Source organism: Streptomyces sp. 3-6, from assembly GCF_056323165.1.
Map to the genome: position 1 here is coordinate 23,708 of NZ_JBWHZP010000014.1, position 23,231 is coordinate 46,938.

The following is a 23,231-nucleotide window of genomic DNA, read 5'->3' on the forward strand; positions in this document are numbered from 1 at the left end:
GAGAGATCGGCGCGTTCACCGGCCCCACCCGCCGCTCGGAGCGACAACTTTTCCGGATCATCATCCCGGAAACCCCCTCGTCAGCCCCGCCTTCGCCCCGTGACGACCGGCCCGGTCACGCAGTGCGACGGATGGCGCGGACCCCTCACCCTGCGTGAGGGAGGGTCGCCCGGTCACCACCGTGGCGGTCCACCCGGAGGCGGGGCCCGCCGTGGCAGGATCGAAGGGCCATGACTGCTCCCACGAAGCCCCCGCACGGCGGCACCGCCGATCCCGCGTCCGAGCGCGCTCCCGGAGAGCCGCTGCACTCCCCCGTCATCGACTGGTTCGACGAGCACGCCCGCGACCTGCCCTGGCGCCGCCCCGAGGCCGGCGCCTGGGGAGTGATGGTCAGTGAGTTCATGCTCCAGCAGACCCCGGTGAACCGGGTCCTGCCCGTCTACGAACAGTGGCTGGCCCGCTGGCCGCGCCCCGCCGACCTCGCCGCGGAAGCCCCGGGCGAGGCCGTCCGCGCCTGGGGCCGGCTCGGCTACCCGCGCCGCGCCCTGCGCCTGCACGGCGCCGCCGTCGCCATAACCGAACGCCACGGCGGCGACGTGCCGGCCGACCACGCCCAACTGCTGGCCCTGCCCGGCATCGGCGAGTACACGGCCGCCGCCGTCGCGTCGTTCGCCTACGGGCAGCGGCACGCGGTGCTGGACACCAACGTCCGCCGGGTGTTCGCCCGCGCGGTGACCGGTGTGCAGTACCCGCCGAACGCCACCACCGCCGCCGAACGCCGGCTCGCCCGCGAGTTGCTGCCCGAGGACGAGACCACCGCCGCGCGGTGGGCCGCCGCCTCCATGGAGCTGGGCGCGCTGGTGTGCACGGCGAAGAACGAGTCGTGCCACCGCTGCCCGATCGCCGCGCTCTGCGCCTGGCGGCAGGCGGGCAAGCCGGCGCACGAGGGTCCGCCGCGCCGCGGGCAGACGTACGCGGGCACGGACCGGCAGGTCCGCGGCCGGCTGCTCGCGGTCCTGCGGGAGGCGCACGCCCCGGTGCCCCAGGCGGCCCTGGACCGGGTCTGGCACGAACCGGTGCAGCGCGCCCGCGCCCTGGACGGGCTCGTCGCCGACGGCCTGGTGGAACCCCTGCCGGGCGGCCTGTACCGCCTCCCCCTCACCTGACCCGACCGACCCGGTCCGGGAGGCGCGCGGCAGGGCGCGTGACACCCGCACGCGCCCCCGCCCCGTGACGGCACTCCCCCGGCAGCGGCGCACCACCGCTCACCACGCACCGCCGCGCACCACGCACACCGGCCTCGGTACCGCCGGCCCCCGCACCACCCCCGGGCGCCACCACACACGCACCCCGGCGGAGTGCCCCGGTGGACCGCCCCGTGGAGTGCCCCGGTCGAGCGGCCCCGCTGAGCGACCGGCGACACGCCCCCGCCTCACCGCGCCCCGCCGGCCCCTCACCCCTTCAGGGCTTGCCCCCTCGCACCCTCCAGCCCCTCCAGCCCCTTCCAACACCTCCAGCCTTTCCCGCCCGTCCAGCCCCGGCCGCCCCCACACATGACAGGCACCCCGACGGTCAACTCCGGCGAAGTGCCCCATACCCCCATCCGCTTCGCCCGGTTTCGCCGTCCGTTACACAACCGACGGACAGCCGAGGGGTGTCCGCAGGCTGCTTCGCACAGTGCCGTGACACCGCGTCCGTACGTTCGTTCGCGTGGTCCGCCAGGACACGACGACGGACCACGGGCAGCGAGGCCGGTGCGCACGGGGCGCGCCGGGACGGGGAAGCGGAGGCGGTTCACATGGCGCACGGAGAGGTGCTCGACTTCGAGGAGTACGTCCGCACCCGGCAGGACGCGCTGCTGCGCAGCGCCCGCCGACTGGTGCCGGACCCGGTGGACGCCCAGGACCTGCTGCAGACCGCCCTCGCCCGGACGTACGGCCGCTGGGACGGCATCGCCGACAAGCGGCTGGCCGACGCCTACCTGCGCCGCGTCATGATCAACACCAGGACCGAGTGGTGGCGCGCCCGCCGGCTGGAGGAGGTGCCGACCGAGCAGCTCCCGGAATCCGGCGTCGACGACGCCACCGAGCAGCACGCCGACCGCGCCCTGCTGATGGACGTCATGAGGATCCTCGCCCCCAAGCAGCGCAGCGTGGTGGTGCTGCGACACTGGGAGCAGATGTCCACGGAGGAGACGGCCGCCGCCCTCGGCATGTCGGCCGGAACGGTCAAGAGCACGCTGCACCGGGCGCTGGCCCGGCTCCGTGAGGAGCTGGAGTCGCGCGATCTGGACGCACGCGCGCTGGAGCGTGAGGAGCGGGAGCGTTGCGCGGCCTGACCGGTTCGGGGCCGAGAACGGCCCGGACCACCCGGGCGGCGGGCACGACGACGGTCGTGGTCGCCGCCCTCGCCCTTGGTGCGGCCGGGTGCGGCACCGGCGGCACCGGTGCCCGCGACGAGGGCCCGGCGAGCGGGTACACGACCGTGTCACCGACCGCCGAGCTGCCCGACCGGGCGCCGGAGGACCGGGTCGACCCGGTGCGGCTGGTGCAGGGCGACCCGGAGGTCTCCGCGGAGGTCAAGCGGGAACTGAAGCCGTGCGTCGCCGACGAGTACCCCGTCGACGTGAGTTACGGACGCCTGACCGGAGGCACCGCCGACGACATCGTCGTCAACGTGCTGACCTGCGGGGACGCGGTGGGGGTCGGCTCGTACGTGTACCGGGACGAGGGTTCCGGCTCCTACCGGAACGTCTTCGCGGCCGAGAAGCCGCCGGTGTACGCGGAGCTGGACCGCGGGGACCTGGTGGTGACCAACCAGGTGTACGACCCGGGCGACCCGGTGTCGAGCCCGTCCGGCGAGAACGTGATCACCTACCGCTGGTCCGGGGACCGGTTCGTCGAGGAGTTCCGCACGCACAACGACTACGGCCGGGTGGCCGGCGGGGAGCCGACACCGGCGCCCGAGGAGTGAGACGCGGCTCACGGGAGTGAACCGCGGGACCGTCGCAGCCGATGTATGGGTGAACCAGGAACGCGGTCCGCGCGTCAGCCCAAGGGGGACCCGCGCGCGCCGCCCCCGCCACCACACGAGAGCTGAGAGAACCGGGATGGCAGACCAGACCCACGTGCTGTTCGTCGAGGACGACGACGTCATCCGCGAAGCCACCCAGCTCGCCCTGGAGCGGGACGGCTTCGCGGTCACCGCGATGCCCGACGGGCTGTCCGGCCTGGAGGCGTTCCGCGCCGACCGGCCCGACATCGCGCTCCTCGACGTGATGCTGCCCGGCCTCGACGGGGTCAGCCTGTGCCGGCGCATCCGGGACGAGTCGATGGTGCCGGTGATCATGGTGTCGGCGCGGGCCGACGCCATCGACGTGGTGCTGGGGCTGGAGGCGGGCGCCGACGACTACGTGACCAAGCCGTTCGACGGTGCCGTGCTGGTCGCCCGGATCCGCGCGGTGCTGCGCCGCTTCGACCGGGCCGGCGGCCGGGCGGAGACGGAGTCCGCCGACGGCGGAGTGCTGGCCTTCGGCGAACTGGAGATCGACACGGAGGGCATGGAGGTGCGCAGGGCCGGGGACCCGGTGGCGCTGACGCCGACCGAGATGCGGCTGCTGCTGGAGTTCTCCTCGGCGCCCGGCACCGTGCTCTCCCGCGACAAGCTGCTGGAACGCGTGTGGGAGTACGGCTGGGGCGGCGACACCCGGGTCGTGGACGTGCACGTGCAGCGGCTGCGGACGAAGATCGGGCAGGACCGGATCGAGACCGTCCGCGGCTTCGGCTACAAACTGAAGGCCTGAGCGGGATCATGCGGCGGTACTTCCGGCGGCCGACGGCCGCGTCGCGGGACCGGGCGGCCCTGCGGACCGGTCTGCGCTGGAAGCTCAGCGCGGCGATCGCGCTGGTCGGGGCGCTGGTCGCGGTGGTGCTGAGTCTGGTGGTGCACAACGCCGCCCGGGTGTCGATGCTCGACAACGCCCGCGACCTGGCCGACGAGCGGATCACCGTGGCGCAGCGCAACTACGAGCTGTCCGGGCGGCTGAACTTCCCCAACACCCGGATCGACGACCCGAACCTGCCCCAGGAGCTGCGGCAGAAGGTGGCGGAGGGCCGGCGGGCCACCTACGTCGCCAACCGGCCCGACGGCACGCCGGACATCTGGGCGGCCGTGCCGCTGAAGAACGGGCAGGTGATGTCCCTGCACTCGGGGTTCACCGACCGCAGTTCGGACATCCTCAAGGATCTCGACCAGGCCCTGCTGATCGGGTCCATCGCGGTCGTCCTGGGCGGGAGCGCGCTCGGGGTGCTCATCGGGGGCCAGCTCTCGCGCCGGCTGCGGAAGGCGGCCGCCGCCGCCCACCGGGTCGCCACCGGCGAGACGGACGTACGGGTGCGGGAGGCCATCGGCGGGGTCGTACGGGACGAGACCGACGACCTGGCCAGCGCCGTGGACGCCATGGCGGACGCGCTGCGGCAGCGGCTGGAGGCGGAGCGGCGGGTCACCGCGGACATCGCGCACGAGCTGCGCACCCCGGTGACGGGGCTGCTGACCGCGGCGGAGCTGCTGCCCCCCGGCCGGCCCACCGAGCTGGTGCTGGACCGGGCGAAGGCGATGCGCACCCTGGTCGAGGACGTCCTGGAGGTGGCGCGGCTGGACGGCGCCTCGGAGCGGGCGGAGCTGCAGGACATCATGCTGGGCGAGTTCGTCGCCCGGCGGGTCGCGGCCAAGGCCCCGGACGTCACCGTGCGGGTGGTGCACGAGTCGGAGGTCACCACCGACCCGCGCCGCCTGGAGCGGGTGCTGTTCAACCTGCTGGCGAACGCCGCCCGGCACGGCAGGCCGCCGATCGAGGTCACCGTGGAGGGCCGGGTCGTCCGGGTCCGCGACCACGGGCCGGGCTTCCCGGAGCACCTGCTCGCCGAGGGGCCGAGCCGCTTCCGCACCGGCAGCAAGGACCGGGCCGGCCGGGGACACGGCCTGGGCCTGACCATCGCGGCCGGCCAGGCCCGCGTGCTGGGCGCCCGGCTGACCTTCCGCAACGTCCGCCCGCCGGGTGCCGCGGACGGCGTGCCGGCGGAGGGAGCGGTGTGCGTGCTGTGGCTTCCGGAGCACGCCCCGACCAGCACGGGCAGCCATCCGGTGCTGCCGGACCGGGACCGCGCGCCCTCGGCGGCCCGCCCGGCCCTCCCGGGGTAGCGGGAGGACCGCCCGCGGGTACGGCCCGGGGGCCGTCCGTCGGGCTCCCGGGCCGTCCCCGCGGTCAGCTGCGGTCGGTCAGAACTTCACGCCCTTGGCGCGGAGGAACTTGACCGGGTCGACGGCGGAGCCGTAGTTCGGGGTGGTGCGGATCTCGAAGTGCAGGTGGGGTCCGCTGGAGTTGCCGGTGTTGCCGGACAGGGCGATCTTCTGGCCGGTCTTGACGACCTGGCCGACCTTGACGTTCACCGTCGACAGGTGGGCGTACTGGGAGTAGGTCTTGCTGCCGTGCTTGATGACGATGGCGTTGCCGTAGGCGGGGCCGTCGCCGGCGCCGTTGGGGCCGGCCTTGACGACGGTGCCGCCGTGGGTGGCGACGACCGGGGTGCCGGTGGGGATGGCGTAGTCCTGGCCGCTGTGCTTGGAGGCCCACATGCCGCCGTTCGCGGCGAAGCTGGCCGACAGCTTGTACTTCTTCACCGGGTCGACCCAGGACGCGGCCTTCTTCTTCGCGGCCTGCTGGGCCTGGGCCGTGCCGGTGACACCGGTCGTCGTGGTGTCGGCGGCGGTCGCGACTCCGGCTCCCAGGGCGACCGAGGCACCGAAACCGGCGACCAGGACGGCGGCGCGGGTACGGGTGCGGGCCGGACGGAAGGAACGGGACGTGACGCGCTGGGACATCGAAAACCTCACGGGGTGGGGACAGAGGAGAACCACCCGGTGCACAGGACCGCGCCGTGGTGGCCGTTCCTTGGTAACCGCCCCCGACCAAAAGCCGCAAAGGTGTGACCTACGACGACAGGCCGTAGATCGGGCGTGTGCCCCACATCTCTTGACGGAGGGGGTCTCGCGGGGCGAAAGCCGCGTTTCCGGATGATCCACCCCGACAATGCACTAATTGTCTGTTTTGAATTCCTTCGCCGGCTACTATTCCGCCTCGTACCGGTCTCGCCCCTTGTGCGGCATGTCACCGAGGGCCCTCTCGCGCCATTTCACAAATGTGGCGCACGCCTCTAGGCACTTACCGTGCGGTAACCCTACGGTTCACCTCGCGTCACCCTCGCACACGAGCATGCACACGACATGTTGGCAGCGTCACGGACGTGAGAGGACCCCCCACGACATGAGAAGCCGACGCCCCTGGTTGCGCCGCGTATCGGTGACCGCCGTCTCCGCGGCCGCCCTGGTGGCCCTGGCCACCCCGGCCCAGGCCACCGCCCCCGCCGCACCCGCCGCCCCGACGGCCGCAGTGACCGCCACAGCGGCCACGGCGACAGCAGCGGCGGACGTCGACTACGACACCTGGCAGCGGGACTGCCAGGAGGTCATGGACCAGGCCCTGCCCTATCTGAAGCAACGGATCGACAACACCCGGCCGGGCGAGAAGCAGGCCCTCGTCCTCGACATCGACAACACCGCGCTGGAGACCGACTTCGGCTTCAGCTTCCCGCAGCCCGCCAACCGGCCCGTCCTGGAGGTCGCCCAGTACGCGGAGGAGCGCGGCGTCGACCTGTTCTTCGTGACGGCCCGCCCGGGCATCATCTGGGCGCCGACCGCCTTCAACCTCGACCACGCCGGCTACGAGTCCTCCGGACTGCACGTCCGCGGGTTCCTCGACCTGTTCAAGAACGTCGCCGACTACAAGACCGCCCAGCGCGTCGCCATCGAGGCGAAGGGCTACACGATCATCGCCAACATCGGCAACAGCGCCACCGACCTCTCCGGCGGCCACGCCGAGAAGACCTTCAAGCTGCCCGACTACGGCGGTCAGCTGTCCTGATCCGCGCGGAGCGCCGCCGGACGACGCACAGGGGTCGGCCCCGGGACGGGAAGTCCCGGGGCCGACCCCTGTGTCGCGTCGCCGCCGAGCGCGGGCGCTAGGCGTCCTTGCTCAGGTTCGGGCCGGTGCCGCCGGCCGCCTGCTCGATCGGCGGGACGTCGGGCAGCGCCGACTTCTCCTCGCCGCGGAAGGTGAAGGTCTGCGACTCGCCCTCGCCCTCGGTGTCCACGACCACGATGTGACCGGGACGCAGCTCGCCGAAGAGGATCTTCTCCGACAGCGAGTCCTCGATCTCGCGCTGGATGGTCCGGCGCAGCGGCCGGGCGCCCAGCACGGGGTCGTAGCCCTTCTTGGACAGCAGCTCCTTCGCGGACGGAGAGAGCTCGATGCCCATGTCCCGGTCCTTCAGGCGCTCGTCCACCTTGGTGATCATCAGGTCGACGATCTTCAGGATGTCGTCCTGCGTCAGCTGCGGGAAGACCACCACGTCGTCGACACGGTTGAGGAACTCGGGCCGGAAGTGCTGCTTGAGCTCGTCCGAGACCTTGTTCTTCATGCGCTCGTAGTTGGTCTTCGTGTCGCCCTGGGCGGCGAAGCCCAGGTTGAAGCCCTTGGAGATGTCCCGCGTGCCGAGGTTGGTCGTCATGATGATGACCGTGTTCTTGAAGTCCACGACCCGGCCCTGGGAGTCGGTCAGGCGACCGTCCTCCAGGATCTGCAGCAGCGAGTTGAAGATGTCCGGGTGGGCCTTCTCGACCTCGTCGAAGAGGACCACCGAGAACGGCTTGCGCCGCACCTTCTCCGTCAGCTGGCCGCCCTCCTCGTAGCCCACGTAGCCGGGGGGCGAACCGAAGAGGCGGGAGACCGTGTGCTTCTCGCTGAACTCCGACATGTCGAGGGAGATCAGCGCGTCCTCGTCACCGAAGAGGAACTCCGCGAGCGCCTTGGACAGCTCCGTCTTACCGACACCGGACGGACCGGCGAAGATGAACGAGCCACCCGGACGCTTGGGGTCCTTCAGACCGGCGCGCGTACGGCGGATCGCCTTGGACAGCGCCTTGACGGCGTCGACCTGGCCGATGACCCGCTTGTGGAGCTCGTCCTCCATGCGCAGCAGGCGGGACGACTCCTCCTCGGTCAGCTTGAAGACCGGGATGCCGGTCGCCGTGGCGAGGACCTCGGCGATCAGGTCGCCGTCGACCTCGGCGACGACGTCCATGTCGCCGGCCTTCCACTCCTTCTCCCGCTTGGCCTTGGCGGCCAGGAGCTGCTTCTCCTTGTCCCGCAGGGAGGCGGCCTTCTCGAAGTCCTGCGAGTCGATCGCGGACTCCTTGTCGCGGCGGACACCGGCGATCTTCTCGTCGAACTCGCGCAGGTCCGGCGGCGCGGTCATCCGGCGGATGCGCATCCGGGAACCGGCCTCGTCGATCAGGTCGATCGCCTTGTCCGGCAGGAAGCGGTCCGAGATGTACCGGTCGGCCAGGGTGGCGGCCTGGACCAGCGCCTCGTCGGTGATGGAGACGCGGTGGTGCGCCTCGTACCGGTCGCGCAGGCCCTTGAGGATCTCGATCGTGTGCGGCAGCGACGGCTCGGCGACCTGGATGGGCTGGAAGCGGCGCTCCAGGGCCGCGTCCTTCTCCAGGTGCTTGCGGTACTCGTCCAGCGTGGTCGCACCGATGGTCTGCAGCTCGCCGCGGGCCAGCATCGGCTTCAGGATGGAGGCCGCGTCGATGGCGCCCTCGGCCGCGCCGGCGCCGACCAGCGTGTGCAGCTCGTCGATGAACAGGATGATGTCGCCCCGGGTGCGGATCTCCTTGAGCACCTTCTTCAGGCGCTCCTCGAAGTCACCGCGGTAGCGGGAGCCGGCCACCAGCGCGCCGAGGTCCAGGGTGTAGAGGTGCTTGTCCTTGAGGGTCTCGGGCACCTCGCCCTTGACGATGGCCTGCGCGAGGCCCTCGACGACGGCGGTCTTGCCGACGCCGGGCTCACCGATCAGCACCGGGTTGTTCTTGGTACGGCGGGACAGCACCTGCATGACCCGCTCGATCTCCTTCTCGCGCCCGATGACCGGGTCGAGCTTGGACTCACGAGCGGCCTGGGTGAGGTTCCGGCCGAACTGGTCGAGGACCAGGGACGTGGAAGGCGTGCCCTCCGCAGGACCGCCGGCGGTGGCGGTCTCCTTGCCCTGGTAACCGGAGAGCAGCTGGATCACCTGCTGCCGCACCCGGTTGAGGTCTGCACCCAGCTTGACCAGGACCTGGGCGGCGACGCCCTCGCCCTCACGGATCAGGCCGAGCAGGATGTGCTCCGTGCCGATGTAGTTGTGGCCCAGCTGAAGGGCCTCGCGGAGCGACAGCTCCAGGACCTTCTTGGCACGGGGGGTGAAGGGGATGTGCCCGGACGGGGCCTGCTGGCCCTGGCCGATGATCTCCTCCACCTGCTGGCGGACCGCCTCGAGCGAAATCCCGAGGCTCTCAAGGGCCTTGGCGGCGACACCCTCACCCTCGTGGATCAGGCCCAGGAGGATGTGCTCGGTGCCGATGTAGTTGTGGTTGAGCATCCGGGCTTCTTCCTGAGCCAGGACGACAACCCGCCGCGCGCGGTCGGTGAACCTCTCGAACATCGTTAATCGCTCCTCAGAGCGGTCAGGCAGTGGGGGGAACTTCCCCTCCCTGTCCTTCCGCAGCTTAGTCCCGCAAGCGGGGACCGCTCATTCCAACTGCCGTCACCGTCGATGGCCTCCTGACCCCGAACGTTCCGACATCTGCTCCAACCCGATGGTGCGAGACGATGTTCCCGCAGGCCAGGCAGTTACCCCCATCGCCAGTACGCCCGTGGCGAACGGAAGGCGTCCCGTTCTGCGTGTCGCCCTCTCCCACTAGGGATGTCTTACCCGCTGCGACGGACCGTCCATGCCGCGTACACGGGATCCCTCCGCTACGGGCGAACAACGTTGCGCCGCCTCCCTCCCCCGTAGGCCACCGAATCGGCCACTCCCCGCATCCGGATGCGCACCGTGCGTAACCTCGGGGCCGCTCGTGCCGTTGCCCGCTACATGGTCGTCACCGTCTCCACCGGGGTGGGACTGCCCGGGCCCCGCCGGCCGCTCGGGTCCGGCGAGAGGATCCGGCACTGGTACGAGAACGAGCTGGGCTGGCCCACCGCGCCCGGCCCCCGGCCCCGTCTGGTCGTGGGCGTGCGCTTCGACGTGCTCGACATGCCGGCCGAGGCGGGGCACGCGGCCCTGGCGCACTTCGGCCGGGCGGGCGACGCCCCGGCGTTCCCGGTGGCCGCCCAGGGCGGCCGGCTGCGGCTGCTGGTCGCCGCGGGCAGCGCGCAGGAGCTGCCAGGGCTGCTGGACTGGCTGGAGTGGGGCGGCCTGCCGCTCGACCTGGCCGCGATCGGCGCCGGTGCCCTGATGGACGCGCCGCCCCCGCCGGGCCACCGCCCGTCCGGTGCCCCGCGAGCCTGTCCGGACCGCGAGACGTCGCCGGGGGCCGCCGTCTGGCTGCGGCCCCCCGAGCCGGGACGCGAGGTGGAGTCCTCGCTGCCGACGCTGTCGGCGATGGGGGGCCGTCGCCGCTCCGTCGATCTGGCGCGACTGGTGAACACGGTGGCCACCCAGTGCCACCGCGTCCGGCTGCGGCGCGCGTGCGCCGGAACCGCCGGGTCCCCGCGGGTCCCCTGAAAGCCCCCCGACTTCCTCTCCGGGGCCCGTGAGAAACCGGGGAGGAGTGCGGACCCCGCCGAACCCGACGTCAGCCGTTGGCCTTTTCGTACGCCTCGCGGATGGACGCGGGAACACGGCCGCGGTCGTTGACCTCGTAGCCGTTCTCCTTCGCCCACGCGCGGATGGCCGCGGTGTCCTGGCTCCCACCGGAGGACGCGCGGGACTTTCCGCGCCCGCCGGAAGCACGGCCACCGGTGCGCCGGCCGCCCTTCACGTAGGGCTCGAGAAGGCCGCGGAGCTTGTCCGCATTGGCGGTGGTGAGATCGATCTCGTACGTCTTGCCGTCCAGCGCGAACGTCACCGTCTCGTCCGCTTCGACGCCGTCGAGGTCGTCGACAAGAAGGACCTGAACCTTCTGTGCCACCGTAATTCCTTTCATCGATAACGTGAGGGTCCGGTGAGTCGGCGTCCGCCGTATCGCCGCCCCTTGTTATATGCAGTACTGCAGTACATCGGAAAGCAAACCGCTTTTGGCGAAAAAACACAAACCCCTGGCGCGGACCGACCGCCCTCCCCCGGCCCGGAAACATGCGCGTTTCGGACATAGGGCACCGGCCGAAGACGGTCCCGGCCGCTGATCGGAAGGGCGGCGGAACGGGGTGCGGGAACGGGAACGGGGAACAGTGGACCGGGAATCGGTGACGATCACAGATGCAGAAGCATCCGGCTGTTGCCCAGGGTGTTCGGTTTCACTCGTTCGAGACCCAGGAACTCCGCGACGCCCTCGTCATAGGAACGCAGCAGCTCGGCGTACACATCGGCGTCCACAGGCGTCTCACCGATCTCGACGAAGCCGTGCTTGCCGAAGAACTCGACTTCGAAGGTCAGACAGAAAACCCGGCGAACACCGAGCCAGCGGGCGGTCTGCAGCAACTTCTCCAGCACGTGGTGTCCGACGCCGGCGCCCTTCAGTCCGGGCTTGACCGCGAGCGTGCGGACTTCGGCGAGGTCCTCCCACATCACGTGCAACGCCCCGCAGCCGACGACTTCGGCGTTGTCGTCCCGTTCGGCCACCCAGAACTCCTGGATGTCCTCGTAAAGGGTCACCGTCGCTTTGTCGAGCAGGATGCCCCCGCGCACGTAGGCGTCGAGGAGAGCGCGCACGGCCGGCACATCGCCGGTGCGGGCTCGGCGGACGGTGATGGCTTTAACGGTCGCGGTCACTTCTGGACCATCCGGGCTGTCTGCTGACATGGACGGACGTTATCGCCCGGGACCGTCCCCGGCGGAGTCGGGGTTCTCGTTCCCGGCCGTCCCGGCGGCCGGGGGCCCGGGGGGTTCGGCTTCCGTCCCTTCGCGTTCCGCGGGGTCCCCTTCCCGGGGTTCCGCGGGGGCGGGTCCGGTACTTCCGGGCTGTTCCGCGGTATCCGGGATCCGGAGGATACGGACCGCGTCCGTGAGCGCCTGGCGCTGTTCCTCGCTCATCATCCCGAAGAAGGCGACGAGAGCCGCCGCCGGGTTGTCGCTCTGCGACCAGGCCTCGTTCATCAGCGCGGCGGCGTAGGCGGCCCGGTTGGAGACGGCCTCATATCGATAGGCCCGGCCTTCCGCCTCGCGTCGTACCCAGCCCTTCTGGTGGAGATTGTCGAGCACGGTCATCACGGTGGTGTACGCGATGGACCGCTCCTTCTGGAGGTCTTCCAGGACTTCCCGGACGGTCACCGGGCGGTTCCACTTCCACACCCGCGTCATGACCGCGTCTTCGAGTTCTCCCAAGGGGCGAGGCACAGCCAGAACAATAGTGGGAGATCCGGACAATGGCGTGCCGACGTGCTCCTTCGCCGGGAAACCGGAGCAAAAGGGCGGCAGCACGGCAGCGGAACGGCAGCAGATCGACAGCAGAACGGCCGGCACGAAGGGGGGTGCCGCTCCGGGGAGCCGTACGCCCTTCCTGCCGGCCGCGGGGCCGGAGCCGTGACGGCCGGCGTCCTGGACGGGGCCGGACCGGCGGCGGGCCCGGGTTCAGGAGGTGGTCCGGGCCCTTGCGGCCCGGAGGGTGTCCGTGCGTCAGCCCTCGGTCGTGCGGGAGGGCTGACGGGCGCCCTCGGCCCGGGCGAGGGCCGCGTCCACGGCGGCGTCCTCCTTGGCCTTGTTGGCGCCGCCCTGGGTCTTCACGATCACCCGGATCACGCCGATGAAGAGGGCGGCCATGACGGCCGGGGGCAGCAGCGCGGCAACGTAGTCCATGGCTCCAGAGTAGCCAGCGGACGGTGGATCACCGGGCCCGGGTTCCCCCGGCGGGTCACCGGGTCAGCCGGCCGCGAGCCGCCGCCCCGCCGGGGGCGGGACGGGCTTGCGGCGGGGGAAGACCTCGCCCGGGGTGGGGATGGGGCGGGACGGCTTCGGGGTGGCGGGGCCGGGCGCCGGGGCGGGTTTCGGCCGGGGCGCCGGGGTTCGCCCCGGGGTCTTCTCAGGATGGCCCCTGCCGGGCTGTTCCTCGGCCGCCTGGCCGCCCGGCAGGGCGAGCAGCCGGGTCCGGGAGGCGGGCACCGTCGGGAGCCTGCCGGCGGCCGGCTGGACGGGCCGGCCGGCCAGCCGGGCGCGGACGTCCTGCTCCGCGAGCATCCGGCAGTGCTCCAGCAGGGCGGCGGCGACGGGGCTGCCGCGCAGCGCGCGCAGGGCGGCGAGGTCGTCCGGGACGGGACGGTAGCCGGCGCCCAGCGCCTCCTCCAGGAGGGTGAGGTACCCGGCGGCCGTGCCGGGCAGGGCGGCGCGGTAGCGGCCGAGGTCGGCCACGAGGAAGGCCCGCAGCCGGGCGACCTCCCTCGTCGCCTCGTCGACCGCCTCGGCGAGGCGGAGGCAGTCCTGGACGTCGTCGGCCGAGGCGGACGCTGGGTGCAGGGCGAGGGCGAGGGCACGGCGGAGCACACGCAGCTCCTCCGCACCGAACGCCAGACCGCCGCGGGATCCGTAGGGCGTGGGCATGCGGCGACGATACGCGCTAATCAGACAAACAACGCATAGCGGATGGGTGTGGCGTCCGGGACCCACTCGGGTGGCGCTGAGGGCCGCCGACGGGTCCCGGACGGCGGCGAAGACTGCTCACGGGGAGGGTCGACGGGGCGGCGGCCCGCCCACGGGGGCAACGGGCGGCGGTCGGCCCACGGGGCACGGGCGGCGGGAGGCCCAGGGAGTACGGCCGGCGGGGCGGCCGGGGCCGGGCACCCGCCTGCTGCGCGGCGGAGTCGGGGGCACGGGGGTGCGGGGCGGAGCCGGGACGTCGGGGAGACCCGGCAGGGGTCCCGGTGCGCGGAGCCCTGTCGGAGCCGCCGGGTGCGCGGAGCCCTGTCGGAGCCGCCGGGTGCGCGGAGCCCTGTCGGAGCCGCCGGGTGCGTGGAGGCCCGTCGGAGCCGGCCGGTGCGCGGAGCCCCGTCGGTGCCGCCCACGTCCGCCCAGGTGCCTGACGGCACCGGTCACCGTTCACCGGGCCCCCGGCCTGGTGCCCCGGCCCGGCACCGGGCCGCTGCCCGGCGGGGTGGGGGCCCGGCGCGGGACCGGCCCCGGGGCGGGACGAGCCCCGCGGTACGGGTCCGTCCGGCGTCGCCGCCCGGCCGCTTCCGCCCGGCGCGGCGGAGGGCGGAGGGCGGAGTGCGGGAGGAAGCGGGGGCAGAGGGTCGACTGCAGGTGGCGGCGAGAGGCCCCGGGCGGGGCGGTCAGCGGCGGGACATGTTCCGCTCGTAGACCAGGCGCAGGCCGATCAGGGTCAGCCAGGGCTCGTGCTCGTCGATGACCGAGGACTCGCCCAGCACCATCGGCGCGAGCCCGCCGGTGGCGATGACGGTGACGTCCTCGGGGTCGTCGGCGAGTTCGCGGGCCATGCGGCTGGCGACGCCGTCGACCTGGCCGGCGAAGCCGTAGACGATGCCCGCCTGCATCGCCTCCACCGTGTTCTTGCCGATCACGCTGCGCGGGCGGGCCACCTCGATCTTGCGCAGCTGCGCTCCCCGCACGCCGAGCGCCTCCACGGAGATCTCGATGCCGGGCGCGATGACGCCGCCGATGTACTCGCCGCGCGCGCTGACCGCGTCGAAGGTCGTCGCGGTGCCGAAGTCGACCACGATGGCCGGGCCTCCGTAGAGGTCGACCGCGGCGACCGCGTTGATGATGCGGTCCGCGCCGACCTCCTTGGGGTGGTCCGTGAGGATCGGGACCCCGGTCTTGACACCCGGTTCGACGAGGATCGCGGGGACGTCGCCGTAGTAGCGCCGGGTGACCTCGCGCAGCTCGTGCAGGACGGAGGGGACGGTCGCGCAGATGGCGATGCCGTCGATGCCGTCCCCCAGCTCCTCGCCGAGCAGCGGGTGCGCGCCCATCAGGCCCTGCAGGAGGACCGCGAGCTCGTCGGCGGTGCGGCGGGCGTCCGTGGAGATGCGCCAGTGCTCGACGATCTCCTCGCCGTCGAACAGGCCCAGGACGGTGTGGGTGTTGCCCACGTCGATGGTCAGCAGCATGGGAGCTACTCCGCCTCGCGCAGGTCCAGGCCGATGTCCAGGATCGGCGAGGAGTGGGTCAGGGCTCCGACCGCCAGGTAGTCGACGCCGGTCGCGGCGTACGCCTTGGCGTTGTCCAGGGTCAGCCGGCCGGACGCCTCCAGGGCCGCGCGGCCGTCGACGAGGGCGACCGCCTCCTCGCACTCGCCGGGCGTGAAGTTGTCCAGCAGGATCAGGTCGGCGCCCGCGTCCAGCACCTCGCGGAGCTGGTGCAGGGTGTCGACCTCGACCTCGATGGGCACGTCGGGGAAGCGCTCGCGGACGGCGGTGAACGCCTGGGCGACACCGCCCGCCGCGATCACGTGGTTGTCCTTGACCAGCGCCGCGTCCGAGAGGGACATGCGGTGGTTGACGCCCCCGCCGCAGCGCACCGCGAACTTCTCCAGGGCGCGCAGGCCGGGGGTGGTCTTGCGGGTGTCGCGGACCTTGGCGCGGGTGCCGTCGAGGGCGTCCGCCCACCGGCGGGTGGCCGTGGCGATGCCGGACAGGCGGCACAGCAGGTTCAGCGCGCTGCGCTCCGCGGTGAGCAGGTCGCGGGTGCGGGTGGTGACGGACAGCAGCTTCTGGCCGGGTTCGACGCGGTCGCCGTCCTCGGTGTGCCGCTCGACCTCGAACGCGTCGGTGCACACGATCGACAGGACGGCCTCGGCGACCCGCAGGCCCGCGACGACGCCGGCCTCCCGGGCGGTGAAGTCGGCGGTGGCGACGGCGTCCTCGGGGATGGTCGCGACCGTCGTCACGTCCACGCCGTGGGCGAGGTCCTCCTGGAGGGCGACGTTGGCGATGTCCTCGACCTCCACGGGGTCGAGGCCCGCGTCGGCCAGGAGCTGGACGAGCGCGGGGTCGAGGCCGCACTCCAGGTACTCCTCGTCACCACCGCAGCCGCAGCCGTCGCCGCAGCCGCCGGACGGAACGAGGGGAAGGTCGGGCGTGGTCACTGCTGTCACTGCTCCTGGGGTGCCTGGGGAGGGAGGGTCTCGGGGAAGTCTGTGCCGTCCGTGGGGTGCACGGCCAGTGTGCGGTCGGGGTTCAGCGTGACGACCAGGTGGCGGCGCCACCGGGTGTCGTCGCGCTCGGGGCGGTCCTCGCGCCAGTGGCAGCCGCGGGTCTCCTCGCGGCGGCGCGCGGCGGCGACCAGGACGCGGGCCACGCACAGGAGGTTGGTGGCCTCCCAGGTGTCGACGCCCGGTTCGGCGGTCTTGCCGTTCTCCTCCAGCGCGTCGAGCGCCTCGGTGTGCAGCGCTTCCAGCCCCGCGGCGGCCTCGGCGAGGGAGGCTTCCGAGCGCAGGACACCCGCTCCCCGGGTCATGATCCGCTGGATGGCGAAGCGGGCCTCGGGGGCCAGCAGGGGGTGCCCGGGACGGTCGGACTGCGGCAGCGGGCGGGGGACCCGGGTGCGCAGGCCCTGCGCGCCGTCCTCCGCGCCGCCGTGCGCGGCGATGTCGGCGGCGATGCGCTCGGCGTAGACCAGGCCCTCCAGGAGGGAGTTGGAGGCCAGCCGGTTGGCGCCGTGCACGCCGGTGCAGGCGACCTCGCCGCACGCGTACAGCCCGGGCACGGTGGTGCGGCCGCGGGAGTCGGTGCGGACGCCGCCGGAGGCGTAGTGGGCGGCCGGGGCGACCGGCACCGGCTCGGTGACCGGGTCGATGCCGTGGGCCCGGCAGGCCGCGAGGATGGTGGGGAAGCGGCGCTCCCACATGGCGGCGCCGAAGTGCCGGGCGTCGAGGTACATGTGCTCGGCGTCCTGCTCCCGCATCCGCCGCATGATGCCCTTGGCGACGACGTCCCGCGGGGCGAGTTCGGCCAGCTCGTGCTGCCCCCGCATGAAGCGCACCCCGTCGGCGTCCACCAGGTGGGCGCCCTCGCCCCGCACCGCCTCGGAGACGAGCGGCTGCTGGCCCTCCGCGTCCGGCCCGAGGAAGAGGACCGTGGGGTGGAACTGCACGAACTCCAGGTCGGAGACCTCGGCGCCCGCCCGGAGCGCCAGGGCCACGCCGTCGCCGGTGGAGACGGCGGGGTTGGTGGTGGCGCTGAACACCTGGCCCATGCCGCCGGTCGCGAGGACCACCGCCGGGGCGTGGACGGCGCCCACCCCGTCGTGCCGGCCCTCGCCCATGACGTGCAGGGTGACGCCGGCGGCGCGGCCCTCGGCGTCCGTGAGGAGGTCCAGGACCAGGGCGTTCTCGACGGTGCGCAGGCCGCGGGCGCGGACCGCGTCGACCAGGGCGCGGGAGATCTCCGCGCCGGTGGCGTCGCCGCCCGCGTGGGCGATGCGGCGGCGGTGGTGGCCGCCCTCGCGGGTGAGGGCCAGGCCGCCCTCGGCGGACTCGTCGAAGTGCGCGCCGGTCACGATCAGCCGGCGCACGGCGTCGGGGCCCTCGGTGACGAGGAGGCGCACGGCCTCCTCGTCGCACAGGCCCGCCCCGGCGACCAGCGTGTCGTCGAGGTGCTGCTCGGGGGTGTCGCCGTCGCCCAGGGCCGCCGCGATGCCGCCCTGCGCCCAGCGGGTGGAGCCGTCGTCGAGGCGGGCCTTGGTGACGACGACCGTGGTCAGGCCGGCCGCCTCGCAGCGCAGGGCGGCGGTGAGCCCGGCGACGCCGGAGCCGACGACCACCACGTCCGCCGCGATGGACCACCCGGGGGCGGGGGCGTGCAGGCGGGGGCGCTCACGGGGGGAGGCCGTGGTGGGGAGGTGCGCTTCCGGTTGAGACTGGTGGGCGACGGGCGGGAAGGGGCGGGCGTGAAGCGCACTCGTGTGAGGGTGGTGGTGGGCGACGGGCGGGCGTATGCCTGTGCTGGTCACGAGGCGGCTCCGAACGTTCCGAAGGTCAGGGGGATGTTGTCGATCAGCCGGGTCGATCCGACCCGGGCCGCCACGGCCAGCACGGCCTCGCCGGTGAAGTCGTCGCCGATGTCGGTGAAGTCGTCGGGGTCGACGAGGGCCAGGTAGTCCAGGGTGAGGGGCGGGTCGAGGCGGGCGGCCTCGTCGAGGACCTGCCGGGCCGCGGCCCTGATGGCCGCCGGGCCGCCGACGGCGGTGGCGACGGCGTGCGCGTCGGCCGCCGCCCGGGACTCCCCCAGCGCGCTGAGCGCCTCGGCGCGGGCGCGGCTGGACGGCACCTCGCGGGCCCGCGCGCGCAGCGCCTCCTCGGCGGCGTGCCGGTCGCGGCCCGCGAACAGGGCGGCGGACAGCGCGAGGGCGGTGCGACGCTCCGCGGGCGAGAGGTAGCGGTTGCGGCTGGACAGGGCGAGCCCGTCCTCCTCGCGGACGGTGGGCACGCCGACGATCTCGACCCCGAAGTTCAGGTCCCGCACCATGCGGCGGATCAGCGCGAGCTGCTGGGCGTCCTTCTGGCCGTAGAGGGCGACGTCGGGGCGGGTGAGGTGGAGCAGCTTGGCGACGACGGTGAGCATGCCGTCGAAGTGGCCGGGGCGGGCGGCGCCCTCCAGGCGGGTGCCCATGGGCCCGGCGCTGACGCGGACCTGCGGTTCGCCGCCCGGGTAGACCTCCTCCACCGAGGGGGCGAACACGACGTCGGCGCCCGACTGCTCGGCCAGCTTCAGGTCCGCGTCCAGGGTGCGGGGGTAGCGGTCGAGGTCCTCGCCCTGCCCGAACTGGAGCGGGTTGACGAAGACGGTGACGACGACCTCTCCGTCGGGTCCCGCGATCCCGCGCGCGGCGCGGATCAGGGTGGCGTGGCCCTCGTGGAGGGCGCCCATGGTCATCACGACGGCACGGCGGCCGGTCCGCGCGCGGGCGTGCAGCTCCTCGGCGGTGCGCAGCAGGGCGGTGGTCATCGGAGGGCTCCGTTCCGGGGCGCGCGCTCGCAGGTGCGGTGGGTGGGGGTGCCGGTGCCGCCGGGGGCGGGCCCCGGGGCACTCGCCGCTGCCGCGCGGCGGGTGGTGGGGCCCGTGGACGTCATCGGGCGTCTCCGTCGGGACCGGACGGGTCCGGGCCGGAGGGATCCGACGTGGGCGGATCGGACGGGTCGGATGGGGCTGACGGGCCGGACGGGTCCGGCGACCCCGCCGGTCCTGCCGGCCCTGCCGGTCCTGCCGGTCCTGTTGGCCCTGCCGGCCCGGAGGGCCCCGACGGCCCCTGTCCGCCGCCGGCCGGGCCGGTCGCGTCGGCGAGGACGCCGAGGAGGTCCTCGGCCAGTTCCGGCTTGAGCAGGCCGCCGGCCAGGGCGCGGTCGGCGGTCGCGCGGGCCATGGCCAGGTATCCGGCGACGGTCGCGGGGGCGTGCCGGCGCAGCTCGGCGATGTGCGTGGCCACGGTGCCGGCGTCGCCGCGCGCCACCGGGCCGGTGAGGGCCGCGTCGCCGGACCGCAGGGCGTTGTCCAGGGCGGCGCCGAGCAGCGGGCCCAGCATCCGGTCGGGCGCCCCGACCCCGGCGGTGCGCAGCAGTTCCAGGGACTGGGCGACCAGCGTGACCAGGTGGTTGGCACCCAGGGCGAGGGCCGCGTGGTAGAGCGGGCGGTTCTCCTCGGCGATCCACTCCGGCTCGCCACCCATCTCGATCACGAGCGCCTCGGCGGCCAGCCGCAGCTCCTCGGGCGCCGTGACGCCGAAGGAGCACCCGGCGAGCCGCTGCACGTCGACGGGCGTGCCGGTGAACGTCATCGCCGGGTGCAGGGCCAGCGGCAGGGCACCGGCCCGCAGGGCGGGATCCAGCACCCTCGCCCCGTACCGCCCGGAGGTGTGCACCAGCAGCTGGCCGGGGCGGACGGCACCGGTCCCGGCGAGGCCGGCCACCAGCTCCGGCAGGGCGTCGTCGGGGACGGTCAGCAGCACCAGCTCGGCCCGTTCCAGGACCTCGGCGGGCGGGACGACCGGCACGTCGGGGAGCATCTCGCCGGCGCGCCTGCGGGAGGCGTCGGAGACGGCGGAGACGGCCACCGGGCGGTGTCCGGCCAGTTGCAGGGACGCGGCGAGCGCGGGGCCCACGCGTCCGGCGCCGACGACGCCGACGGTGAGCCGCGCGGGGCGGTCCCGGGGATCCGGCTGTGGGGTTGTGTTCACGCGACGGGGGCCTTCCCGTTCCAGTCCGCTCGGGGTACCGGACGATTTCTCGTCATGTTAACGCGATCGGTTCCGGCGGCGTCCGGTCGTCCACAGGCTGTGGGTTTTCGTGCGCCCGCGTGCCCCCGCGCGTGCGGACGTGCCGGTGTCCGCGCGATCCGCCGCGCGGGATGATCCCGCCATGAACGGTCCCGGTACTGACGATCCCGGCGCGAACGGTCCTGGCATGAACGAACCGGCCATGAACAGTCCTGGCACGAACGATTCCCGCACGGACGATAGCCGCGCGAACGACTCCCGCACGGACGATCCCGGCGGCAGCCCCCGCACCGGGGCGCCGCCCGGGGCGTCCGGCCCGTCGGCCGGTGTCCCCGCCCCGTCCGACGGGCGTCCGGACCTCCGTGAACGGCGCATGGCGGCCCACCGCAGGGCACCGCACGTGCTCGCCCGCCCGGGTCACGTCCTGACCCTCCGGGAGCGGCTCGCCCTGCTGGAGGGGGCGGGCCGGTTCCACGACCTCGACGCACCGGCGGACACCTACGGCAGCGGGGTGGTGGAGACCCTGGAGGACCGGGTGGCCGCACTGCTCGGCCACGAGGCCGCCGTCTTCTTCCCGACGGGCACGATGGCCCAGCAGGTGGCCCTGCGCTGCTGGGCGGGGCGCGTCGGGGACCCGGCCGTCGCCCTGCACGGACTCAGCCACCCCGAACTGCACGAGCGGAACGCCTTCAGCCAGGTCAGCGGCCTCCGCCCGGTCCGCGTCACGAGCGCGCCCCGGCAGCCGACGGCGGCCGAGGTGCGGGACCTGGAGGAGCCGTTCGGCACGCTGATGCTGGAACTCCCGCTGCGGGAGGCCGGTTTCCTGCTGCCCACGTGGGACGAGCTCACCGGCCTCGTCGAGGCCGCGCGGGAGCGGGACGCGGTGGTCCACTTCGACGGCGCCCGGCTGTGGGAGTCGACCGTCCACTTCGGGCGGCCCCTGGACGAGATCGCGGGTCTGGCGGACAGCGTCTACGTGTCGTTCTACAAGTCCCTCAAGGGTTACGGCGGTGCGGCGCTGGCCGGCCCCCGGCAGCTGGTGGAGGAGGCGCGCGTCTGGCGGCACCGGTACGGCGGCACCGTCTTCCAGCAGTTCCCCACGGTGCTGTCGGCCCTGGCCGGGCTGGAGCGGGAGCTGCCCCGGCTGCCGGACTGCGTCACCCACGCGCGGACGGTCGCCGCCGCGCTGCGCGAGGGCCTGGCGGCGGCCGGGGTGCCGTGGGCGCGGGTCCACCCGCGGGTGCCGCACACCCACCAGTTCCAGGTCTGGCTGCCCTGCGACGCCGATCTCGCCGCCGAGGCCGCGGTGCGGCAGGGCGAGGAGACCGGAACCCTGCTGTTCGCCCAGTCCTGGCAGGCGCCGGGGCCGGAGCTGGCGGTCACCGAGGTGACCGTGGAGGAGGCGGGTCTGGAGTGGACGGCGCGGGACGTCCGGGCGGCGGCGGCCGGGTTCGCCGACCGGGTCGCGGCGGCGGCCGGCTGGTGACCGCGCGGGCCACGCACGGCCCCGGGGCGGGAGATCCGGTGCTCGCCCCGCCCCGGACGCCGGCCCGCCCGCATCCCGGTGCGCCCGGCAGGGCAGGCCCCCACCCGCGCCCGCGGACGCGTCGACCCCGCCCCACCGACCGGGGCGGGTGCCGCCGTGGGGCCGTGCCGCCGTGGGGCCGTGCCGTCGTGGGGCCGTGTGGCCGTGGGGCCGTAGGGCCGTGCCCCCGCGGGGCCGTGGGGCCGTCGTTTGACGGTCCCCGTCAATCGGCGGCGGCGCTGTCGGTGGCCCGGTGCACCATGTGGGCATGAGTGTGCGCATCGACATCGCCGGGCTGCAGCCGGAGAGGATCACGGCCGTGGTCTCCCCCCTGGCCGAACTCGGCATGGCGCTGCACGCGCTCGCCGAACCGGCCCACCACCCCGGGCTGCAGGGCTGGGTGACGGCGGTGACCGCCCGTCTCGACCCGCACCTGGCGGACCGGATGTGCGAGGCGGACTTCCTGTGGCGGACCACCTTCTCCGACCTGTTCCTGCCGTGTGCGGCATTCCCCGGCGAGGCCGGGCTGCCCGGGGCCACGCTCGCCGAGGAGCTGGACCTGCTGGACAAATTCTCCGACGAGCTGTTCGTCGACGCCGCCCTGGAGTTCACCTGCGCCCTGCCCTACAGCACACCGGGGCCGGGCCCGCTCGCCGACCCGGAGCTGCGCCGCCGCGCGCTGGAGCTGGCCGCCGCGCGCGGGCCGATGCAGGTGAGGTTCGCCGAGCGGCTGCTGGCCGACCCGCCCCGCATCCGGGCCTGGCTGCGGGGGTTCTTGGAGGACTGCGACGAGGCGTTCTTCGCCGAGGCGTGGGTTCGGCTGCGCCACCAGCTCGCCGCCGACACCCGGCACAAGACCGATCTGCTGCGCCACAAGGGCCTCGCCGAGGCGCTGGCCGCCGTCTCCCCGGCGATCACGGTGGACGAGGCGGCCGAGCGGATCACCGTGGACAAGCTGGGGGACGGCCGCACCGCCACCGCCGAGGGCGGCCTGCTGCTGATCCCCACCGGCCTGGGCCGGCCGCACCTGATCGTCCTGCACCGCTACGGCTGGCAGCCGGTGCTCCAGTACCCGGTCGGCTCGGCCGAGCTCGGCGCCCCGCCGACGGTCGACCAGCTGGTGCTGCGGATGACCGCGCTGTCCCACCCGGCGCGCATGCGCCTGTGCCGTCACCTCGCGCGCAGCACGTACACCACGAGCGAGCTGGCGCAGATGCACGGTCTGACGGCGCCGGAGGTCTCCCGGCACCTGGGCGTGCTGAAGAAGGCGGGCCTGGTCACCACCCGCCGGCGCGGACGGTACGTGCTGCACCAGCTCGACGTGACGGTGGTGGCCCGCCTCGGCAGCGACTTCCTGGAGGCGGTGCTGCGCTGAGCCGCCCCCGGCCCGGCGGGGGCACGCTCCGGGGCGGGCCCACGCACGCGTCGCGGAGCGCGCCCGCTCC

At 73.7% G+C, this 23,231-nt stretch carries 21 protein-coding genes; 9 read left to right on the plus strand and 12 right to left on the minus strand.

Annotated features, from left to right (window positions below; translation table 11 throughout):
* The first annotated feature begins 230 nt into the window (after window positions 1-230).
* The 5 genes from AC02VZ_RS18695 (at window position 231) to cseC (ending at window position 5,199) form a co-directional block, all read left to right on the plus strand.
* Window positions 231-1,166: an HhH-GPD family protein gene (locus tag AC02VZ_RS18695; protein ID WP_432058603.1), complete on the plus strand. Its 936-nt coding sequence runs from the start codon at window positions 231-233 to the stop codon at window positions 1,164-1,166.
* A 632-nt stretch (window positions 1,167-1,798) separates the two neighbouring features.
* Window positions 1,799-2,338, plus strand: a complete 540-nt coding sequence (locus AC02VZ_RS18700; protein WP_432058602.1) for a SigE family RNA polymerase sigma factor — start codon at window positions 1,799-1,801, stop codon at window positions 2,336-2,338.
* Window positions 2,326-2,973 (plus strand): hypothetical protein, encoded by a 648-nt coding sequence (locus AC02VZ_RS18705; RefSeq protein WP_432058601.1) that lies wholly within the window; start codon window positions 2,326-2,328, stop codon window positions 2,971-2,973. The genes AC02VZ_RS18700 and AC02VZ_RS18705 overlap by 13 nt, the downstream gene beginning before the upstream one ends.
* 136 nt (window positions 2,974-3,109) lie before the next feature.
* Window positions 3,110-3,802, plus strand: coding sequence for a two-component system response regulator CseB (cseB, locus tag AC02VZ_RS18710; protein WP_432058600.1), 693 nt, complete (start codon window positions 3,110-3,112; stop codon window positions 3,800-3,802).
* A complete protein-coding gene (gene cseC / locus AC02VZ_RS18715) occupies window positions 3,691-5,199 on the plus strand; it encodes a two-component system sensor histidine kinase CseC (RefSeq protein ID WP_432058620.1) in 1,509 nt (502 codons plus the stop codon). Before cseB ends, cseC begins: the two co-directional genes overlap by 112 nt.
* Before the next feature lie 78 nt (window positions 5,200-5,277).
* Here the strand turns inward: cseC and AC02VZ_RS18720 are convergent, their stop codons facing one another.
* Window positions 5,278-5,880 carry a M23 family metallopeptidase gene (locus tag AC02VZ_RS18720; RefSeq protein ID WP_476475910.1) on the minus strand — a complete coding sequence of 201 codons (603 nt, stop codon included), beginning with the start codon at window positions 5,878-5,880 and terminating at the stop codon, window positions 5,278-5,280.
* Between the two features lie 442 nt (window positions 5,881-6,322).
* Here AC02VZ_RS18720 and AC02VZ_RS18725 point away from each other — a divergent pair, with 442 nt between their 5' ends.
* A complete protein-coding gene (locus AC02VZ_RS18725) occupies window positions 6,323-6,979 on the plus strand; it encodes an HAD family acid phosphatase (RefSeq protein ID WP_476475911.1) in 657 nt (218 codons plus the stop codon).
* Between the two features lie 97 nt (window positions 6,980-7,076).
* Here the strand turns inward: AC02VZ_RS18725 and AC02VZ_RS18730 are convergent, their stop codons facing one another.
* On the minus strand, window positions 7,077-9,602 hold the full coding sequence (locus AC02VZ_RS18730) for an ATP-dependent Clp protease ATP-binding subunit (RefSeq protein ID WP_432054463.1): 2,526 nt from the start codon (window positions 9,600-9,602) through the stop codon (window positions 7,077-7,079).
* A gap of 432 nt (window positions 9,603-10,034) precedes the next feature.
* Between AC02VZ_RS18730 and AC02VZ_RS18735 the strand changes: the two genes are divergently transcribed.
* A complete protein-coding gene (locus AC02VZ_RS18735; RefSeq protein WP_432054596.1) occupies window positions 10,035-10,667 on the plus strand; it encodes an SCO3374 family protein in 633 nt (210 codons plus the stop codon).
* A gap of 70 nt (window positions 10,668-10,737) precedes the next feature.
* On the opposite strand, the gene AC02VZ_RS18740 is transcribed toward AC02VZ_RS18735, so the two are convergent.
* The 10 genes from AC02VZ_RS18740 to AC02VZ_RS18785 all read right to left on the minus strand — a co-directional run bounded on the left by AC02VZ_RS18740 (window position 10,738) and on the right by AC02VZ_RS18785 (window position 20,222).
* Entirely contained in the window at window positions 10,738-11,073 is a 336-nt protein-coding gene (locus AC02VZ_RS18740; protein ID WP_362098639.1) for a histone-like nucleoid-structuring protein Lsr2, read from the minus strand.
* Window positions 11,074-11,354: 281 nt separating this feature from the next.
* On the minus strand, window positions 11,355-11,903 hold the full coding sequence (locus AC02VZ_RS18745) for an amino-acid N-acetyltransferase (RefSeq protein ID WP_432054464.1): 549 nt from the start codon (window positions 11,901-11,903) through the stop codon (window positions 11,355-11,357).
* A 9-nt stretch (window positions 11,904-11,912) separates the two neighbouring features.
* The gene (locus AC02VZ_RS18750; protein ID WP_476475978.1) at window positions 11,913-12,401 is read right to left on the minus strand and encodes a BlaI/MecI/CopY family transcriptional regulator; all 489 of its coding nucleotides are present in this window, start codon (window positions 12,399-12,401) and stop codon (window positions 11,913-11,915) included.
* A 315-nt stretch (window positions 12,402-12,716) separates the two neighbouring features.
* Window positions 12,717-12,896 carry a hypothetical protein gene (locus AC02VZ_RS18755; RefSeq protein WP_432054465.1) on the minus strand — a complete coding sequence of 60 codons (180 nt, stop codon included), beginning with the start codon at window positions 12,894-12,896 and terminating at the stop codon, window positions 12,717-12,719.
* A gap of 63 nt (window positions 12,897-12,959) precedes the next feature.
* Window positions 12,960-13,604: a hypothetical protein gene (locus AC02VZ_RS18760; RefSeq protein WP_476475979.1), complete on the minus strand. Its 645-nt coding sequence runs from the start codon at window positions 13,602-13,604 to the stop codon at window positions 12,960-12,962.
* A gap of 758 nt (window positions 13,605-14,362) precedes the next feature.
* Entirely contained in the window at window positions 14,363-15,160 is a 798-nt protein-coding gene (locus tag AC02VZ_RS18765; RefSeq protein ID WP_362098627.1) for a type III pantothenate kinase, read from the minus strand.
* Window positions 15,161-15,165: 5 nt separating this feature from the next.
* Window positions 15,166-16,137 (minus strand): carboxylating nicotinate-nucleotide diphosphorylase, encoded by a 972-nt coding sequence (gene nadC, locus AC02VZ_RS18770; RefSeq protein ID WP_476475912.1) that lies wholly within the window; start codon window positions 16,135-16,137, stop codon window positions 15,166-15,168.
* A 5-nt stretch (window positions 16,138-16,142) separates the two neighbouring features.
* Window positions 16,143-17,855 carry an L-aspartate oxidase gene (locus tag AC02VZ_RS18775; RefSeq protein ID WP_476475980.1) on the minus strand — a complete coding sequence of 571 codons (1,713 nt, stop codon included), beginning with the start codon at window positions 17,853-17,855 and terminating at the stop codon, window positions 16,143-16,145.
* 143 nt (window positions 17,856-17,998) lie between these two features.
* Window positions 17,999-18,997: a pantoate--beta-alanine ligase gene (gene panC / locus AC02VZ_RS18780; RefSeq protein WP_476475913.1), complete on the minus strand. Its 999-nt coding sequence runs from the start codon at window positions 18,995-18,997 to the stop codon at window positions 17,999-18,001.
* Window positions 18,998-19,118: 121 nt separating this feature from the next.
* Window positions 19,119-20,222: a Rossmann-like and DUF2520 domain-containing protein gene (locus AC02VZ_RS18785; protein WP_476475914.1), complete on the minus strand. Its 1,104-nt coding sequence runs from the start codon at window positions 20,220-20,222 to the stop codon at window positions 19,119-19,121.
* A 241-nt stretch (window positions 20,223-20,463) separates the two neighbouring features.
* Here AC02VZ_RS18785 and AC02VZ_RS18790 point away from each other — a divergent pair, with 241 nt between their 5' ends.
* Window positions 20,464-21,747, plus strand: a complete 1,284-nt coding sequence (locus AC02VZ_RS18790) for a threonine aldolase family protein (RefSeq protein ID WP_476475981.1) — start codon at window positions 20,464-20,466, stop codon at window positions 21,745-21,747.
* Window positions 21,748-22,054: 307 nt separating this feature from the next.
* Window positions 22,055-23,161 carry a DUF5937 family protein gene (locus tag AC02VZ_RS18795; RefSeq protein ID WP_476475915.1) on the plus strand — a complete coding sequence of 369 codons (1,107 nt, stop codon included), beginning with the start codon at window positions 22,055-22,057 and terminating at the stop codon, window positions 23,159-23,161.
* The last annotated feature ends 70 nt before the right edge of the window (window positions 23,162-23,231 follow it).

Bases quoted from the DNA above. Each gene is read 5' to 3' on its own strand.
- AC02VZ_RS18695 (WP_432058603.1), top strand. From the start codon at position 231: ATGACTGCTCCCACGAAGCCCCCGCACGGCGGCACCGCCGATCCCGCG.
- AC02VZ_RS18700 (WP_432058602.1), top strand. From the start codon at position 1,799: ATGGCGCACGGAGAGGTGCTCGACTTCGAGGAGTACGTCCGCACCCGG.
- cseB (WP_432058600.1), top strand. From the start codon at position 3,110: ATGGCAGACCAGACCCACGTGCTGTTCGTCGAGGACGACGACGTCATC.
- AC02VZ_RS18720 (WP_476475910.1), bottom strand. From the start codon at position 5,880: ATGTCCCAGCGCGTCACGTCCCGTTCCTTCCGTCCGGCCCGCACCCGT.
- AC02VZ_RS18725 (WP_476475911.1), top strand. From the start codon at position 6,323: ATGAGAAGCCGACGCCCCTGGTTGCGCCGCGTATCGGTGACCGCCGTC.
- AC02VZ_RS18730 (WP_432054463.1), bottom strand. From the start codon at position 9,602: ATGTTCGAGAGGTTCACCGACCGCGCGCGGCGGGTTGTCGTCCTGGCT.
- AC02VZ_RS18735 (WP_432054596.1), top strand. From the start codon at position 10,035: ATGGTCGTCACCGTCTCCACCGGGGTGGGACTGCCCGGGCCCCGCCGG.
- AC02VZ_RS18745 (WP_432054464.1), bottom strand. From the start codon at position 11,903: ATGTCAGCAGACAGCCCGGATGGTCCAGAAGTGACCGCGACCGTTAAA.
- AC02VZ_RS18750 (WP_476475978.1), bottom strand. From the start codon at position 12,401: ATGACGCGGGTGTGGAAGTGGAACCGCCCGGTGACCGTCCGGGAAGTC.
- AC02VZ_RS18755 (WP_432054465.1), bottom strand. From the start codon at position 12,896: ATGGACTACGTTGCCGCGCTGCTGCCCCCGGCCGTCATGGCCGCCCTC.
- AC02VZ_RS18765 (WP_362098627.1), bottom strand. From the start codon at position 15,160: ATGCTGCTGACCATCGACGTGGGCAACACCCACACCGTCCTGGGCCTG.
- panC (WP_476475913.1), bottom strand. From the start codon at position 18,997: ATGACCACCGCCCTGCTGCGCACCGCCGAGGAGCTGCACGCCCGCGCG.
- AC02VZ_RS18790 (WP_476475981.1), top strand. From the start codon at position 20,464: ATGAACAGTCCTGGCACGAACGATTCCCGCACGGACGATAGCCGCGCG.
- AC02VZ_RS18795 (WP_476475915.1), top strand. From the start codon at position 22,055: ATGAGTGTGCGCATCGACATCGCCGGGCTGCAGCCGGAGAGGATCACG.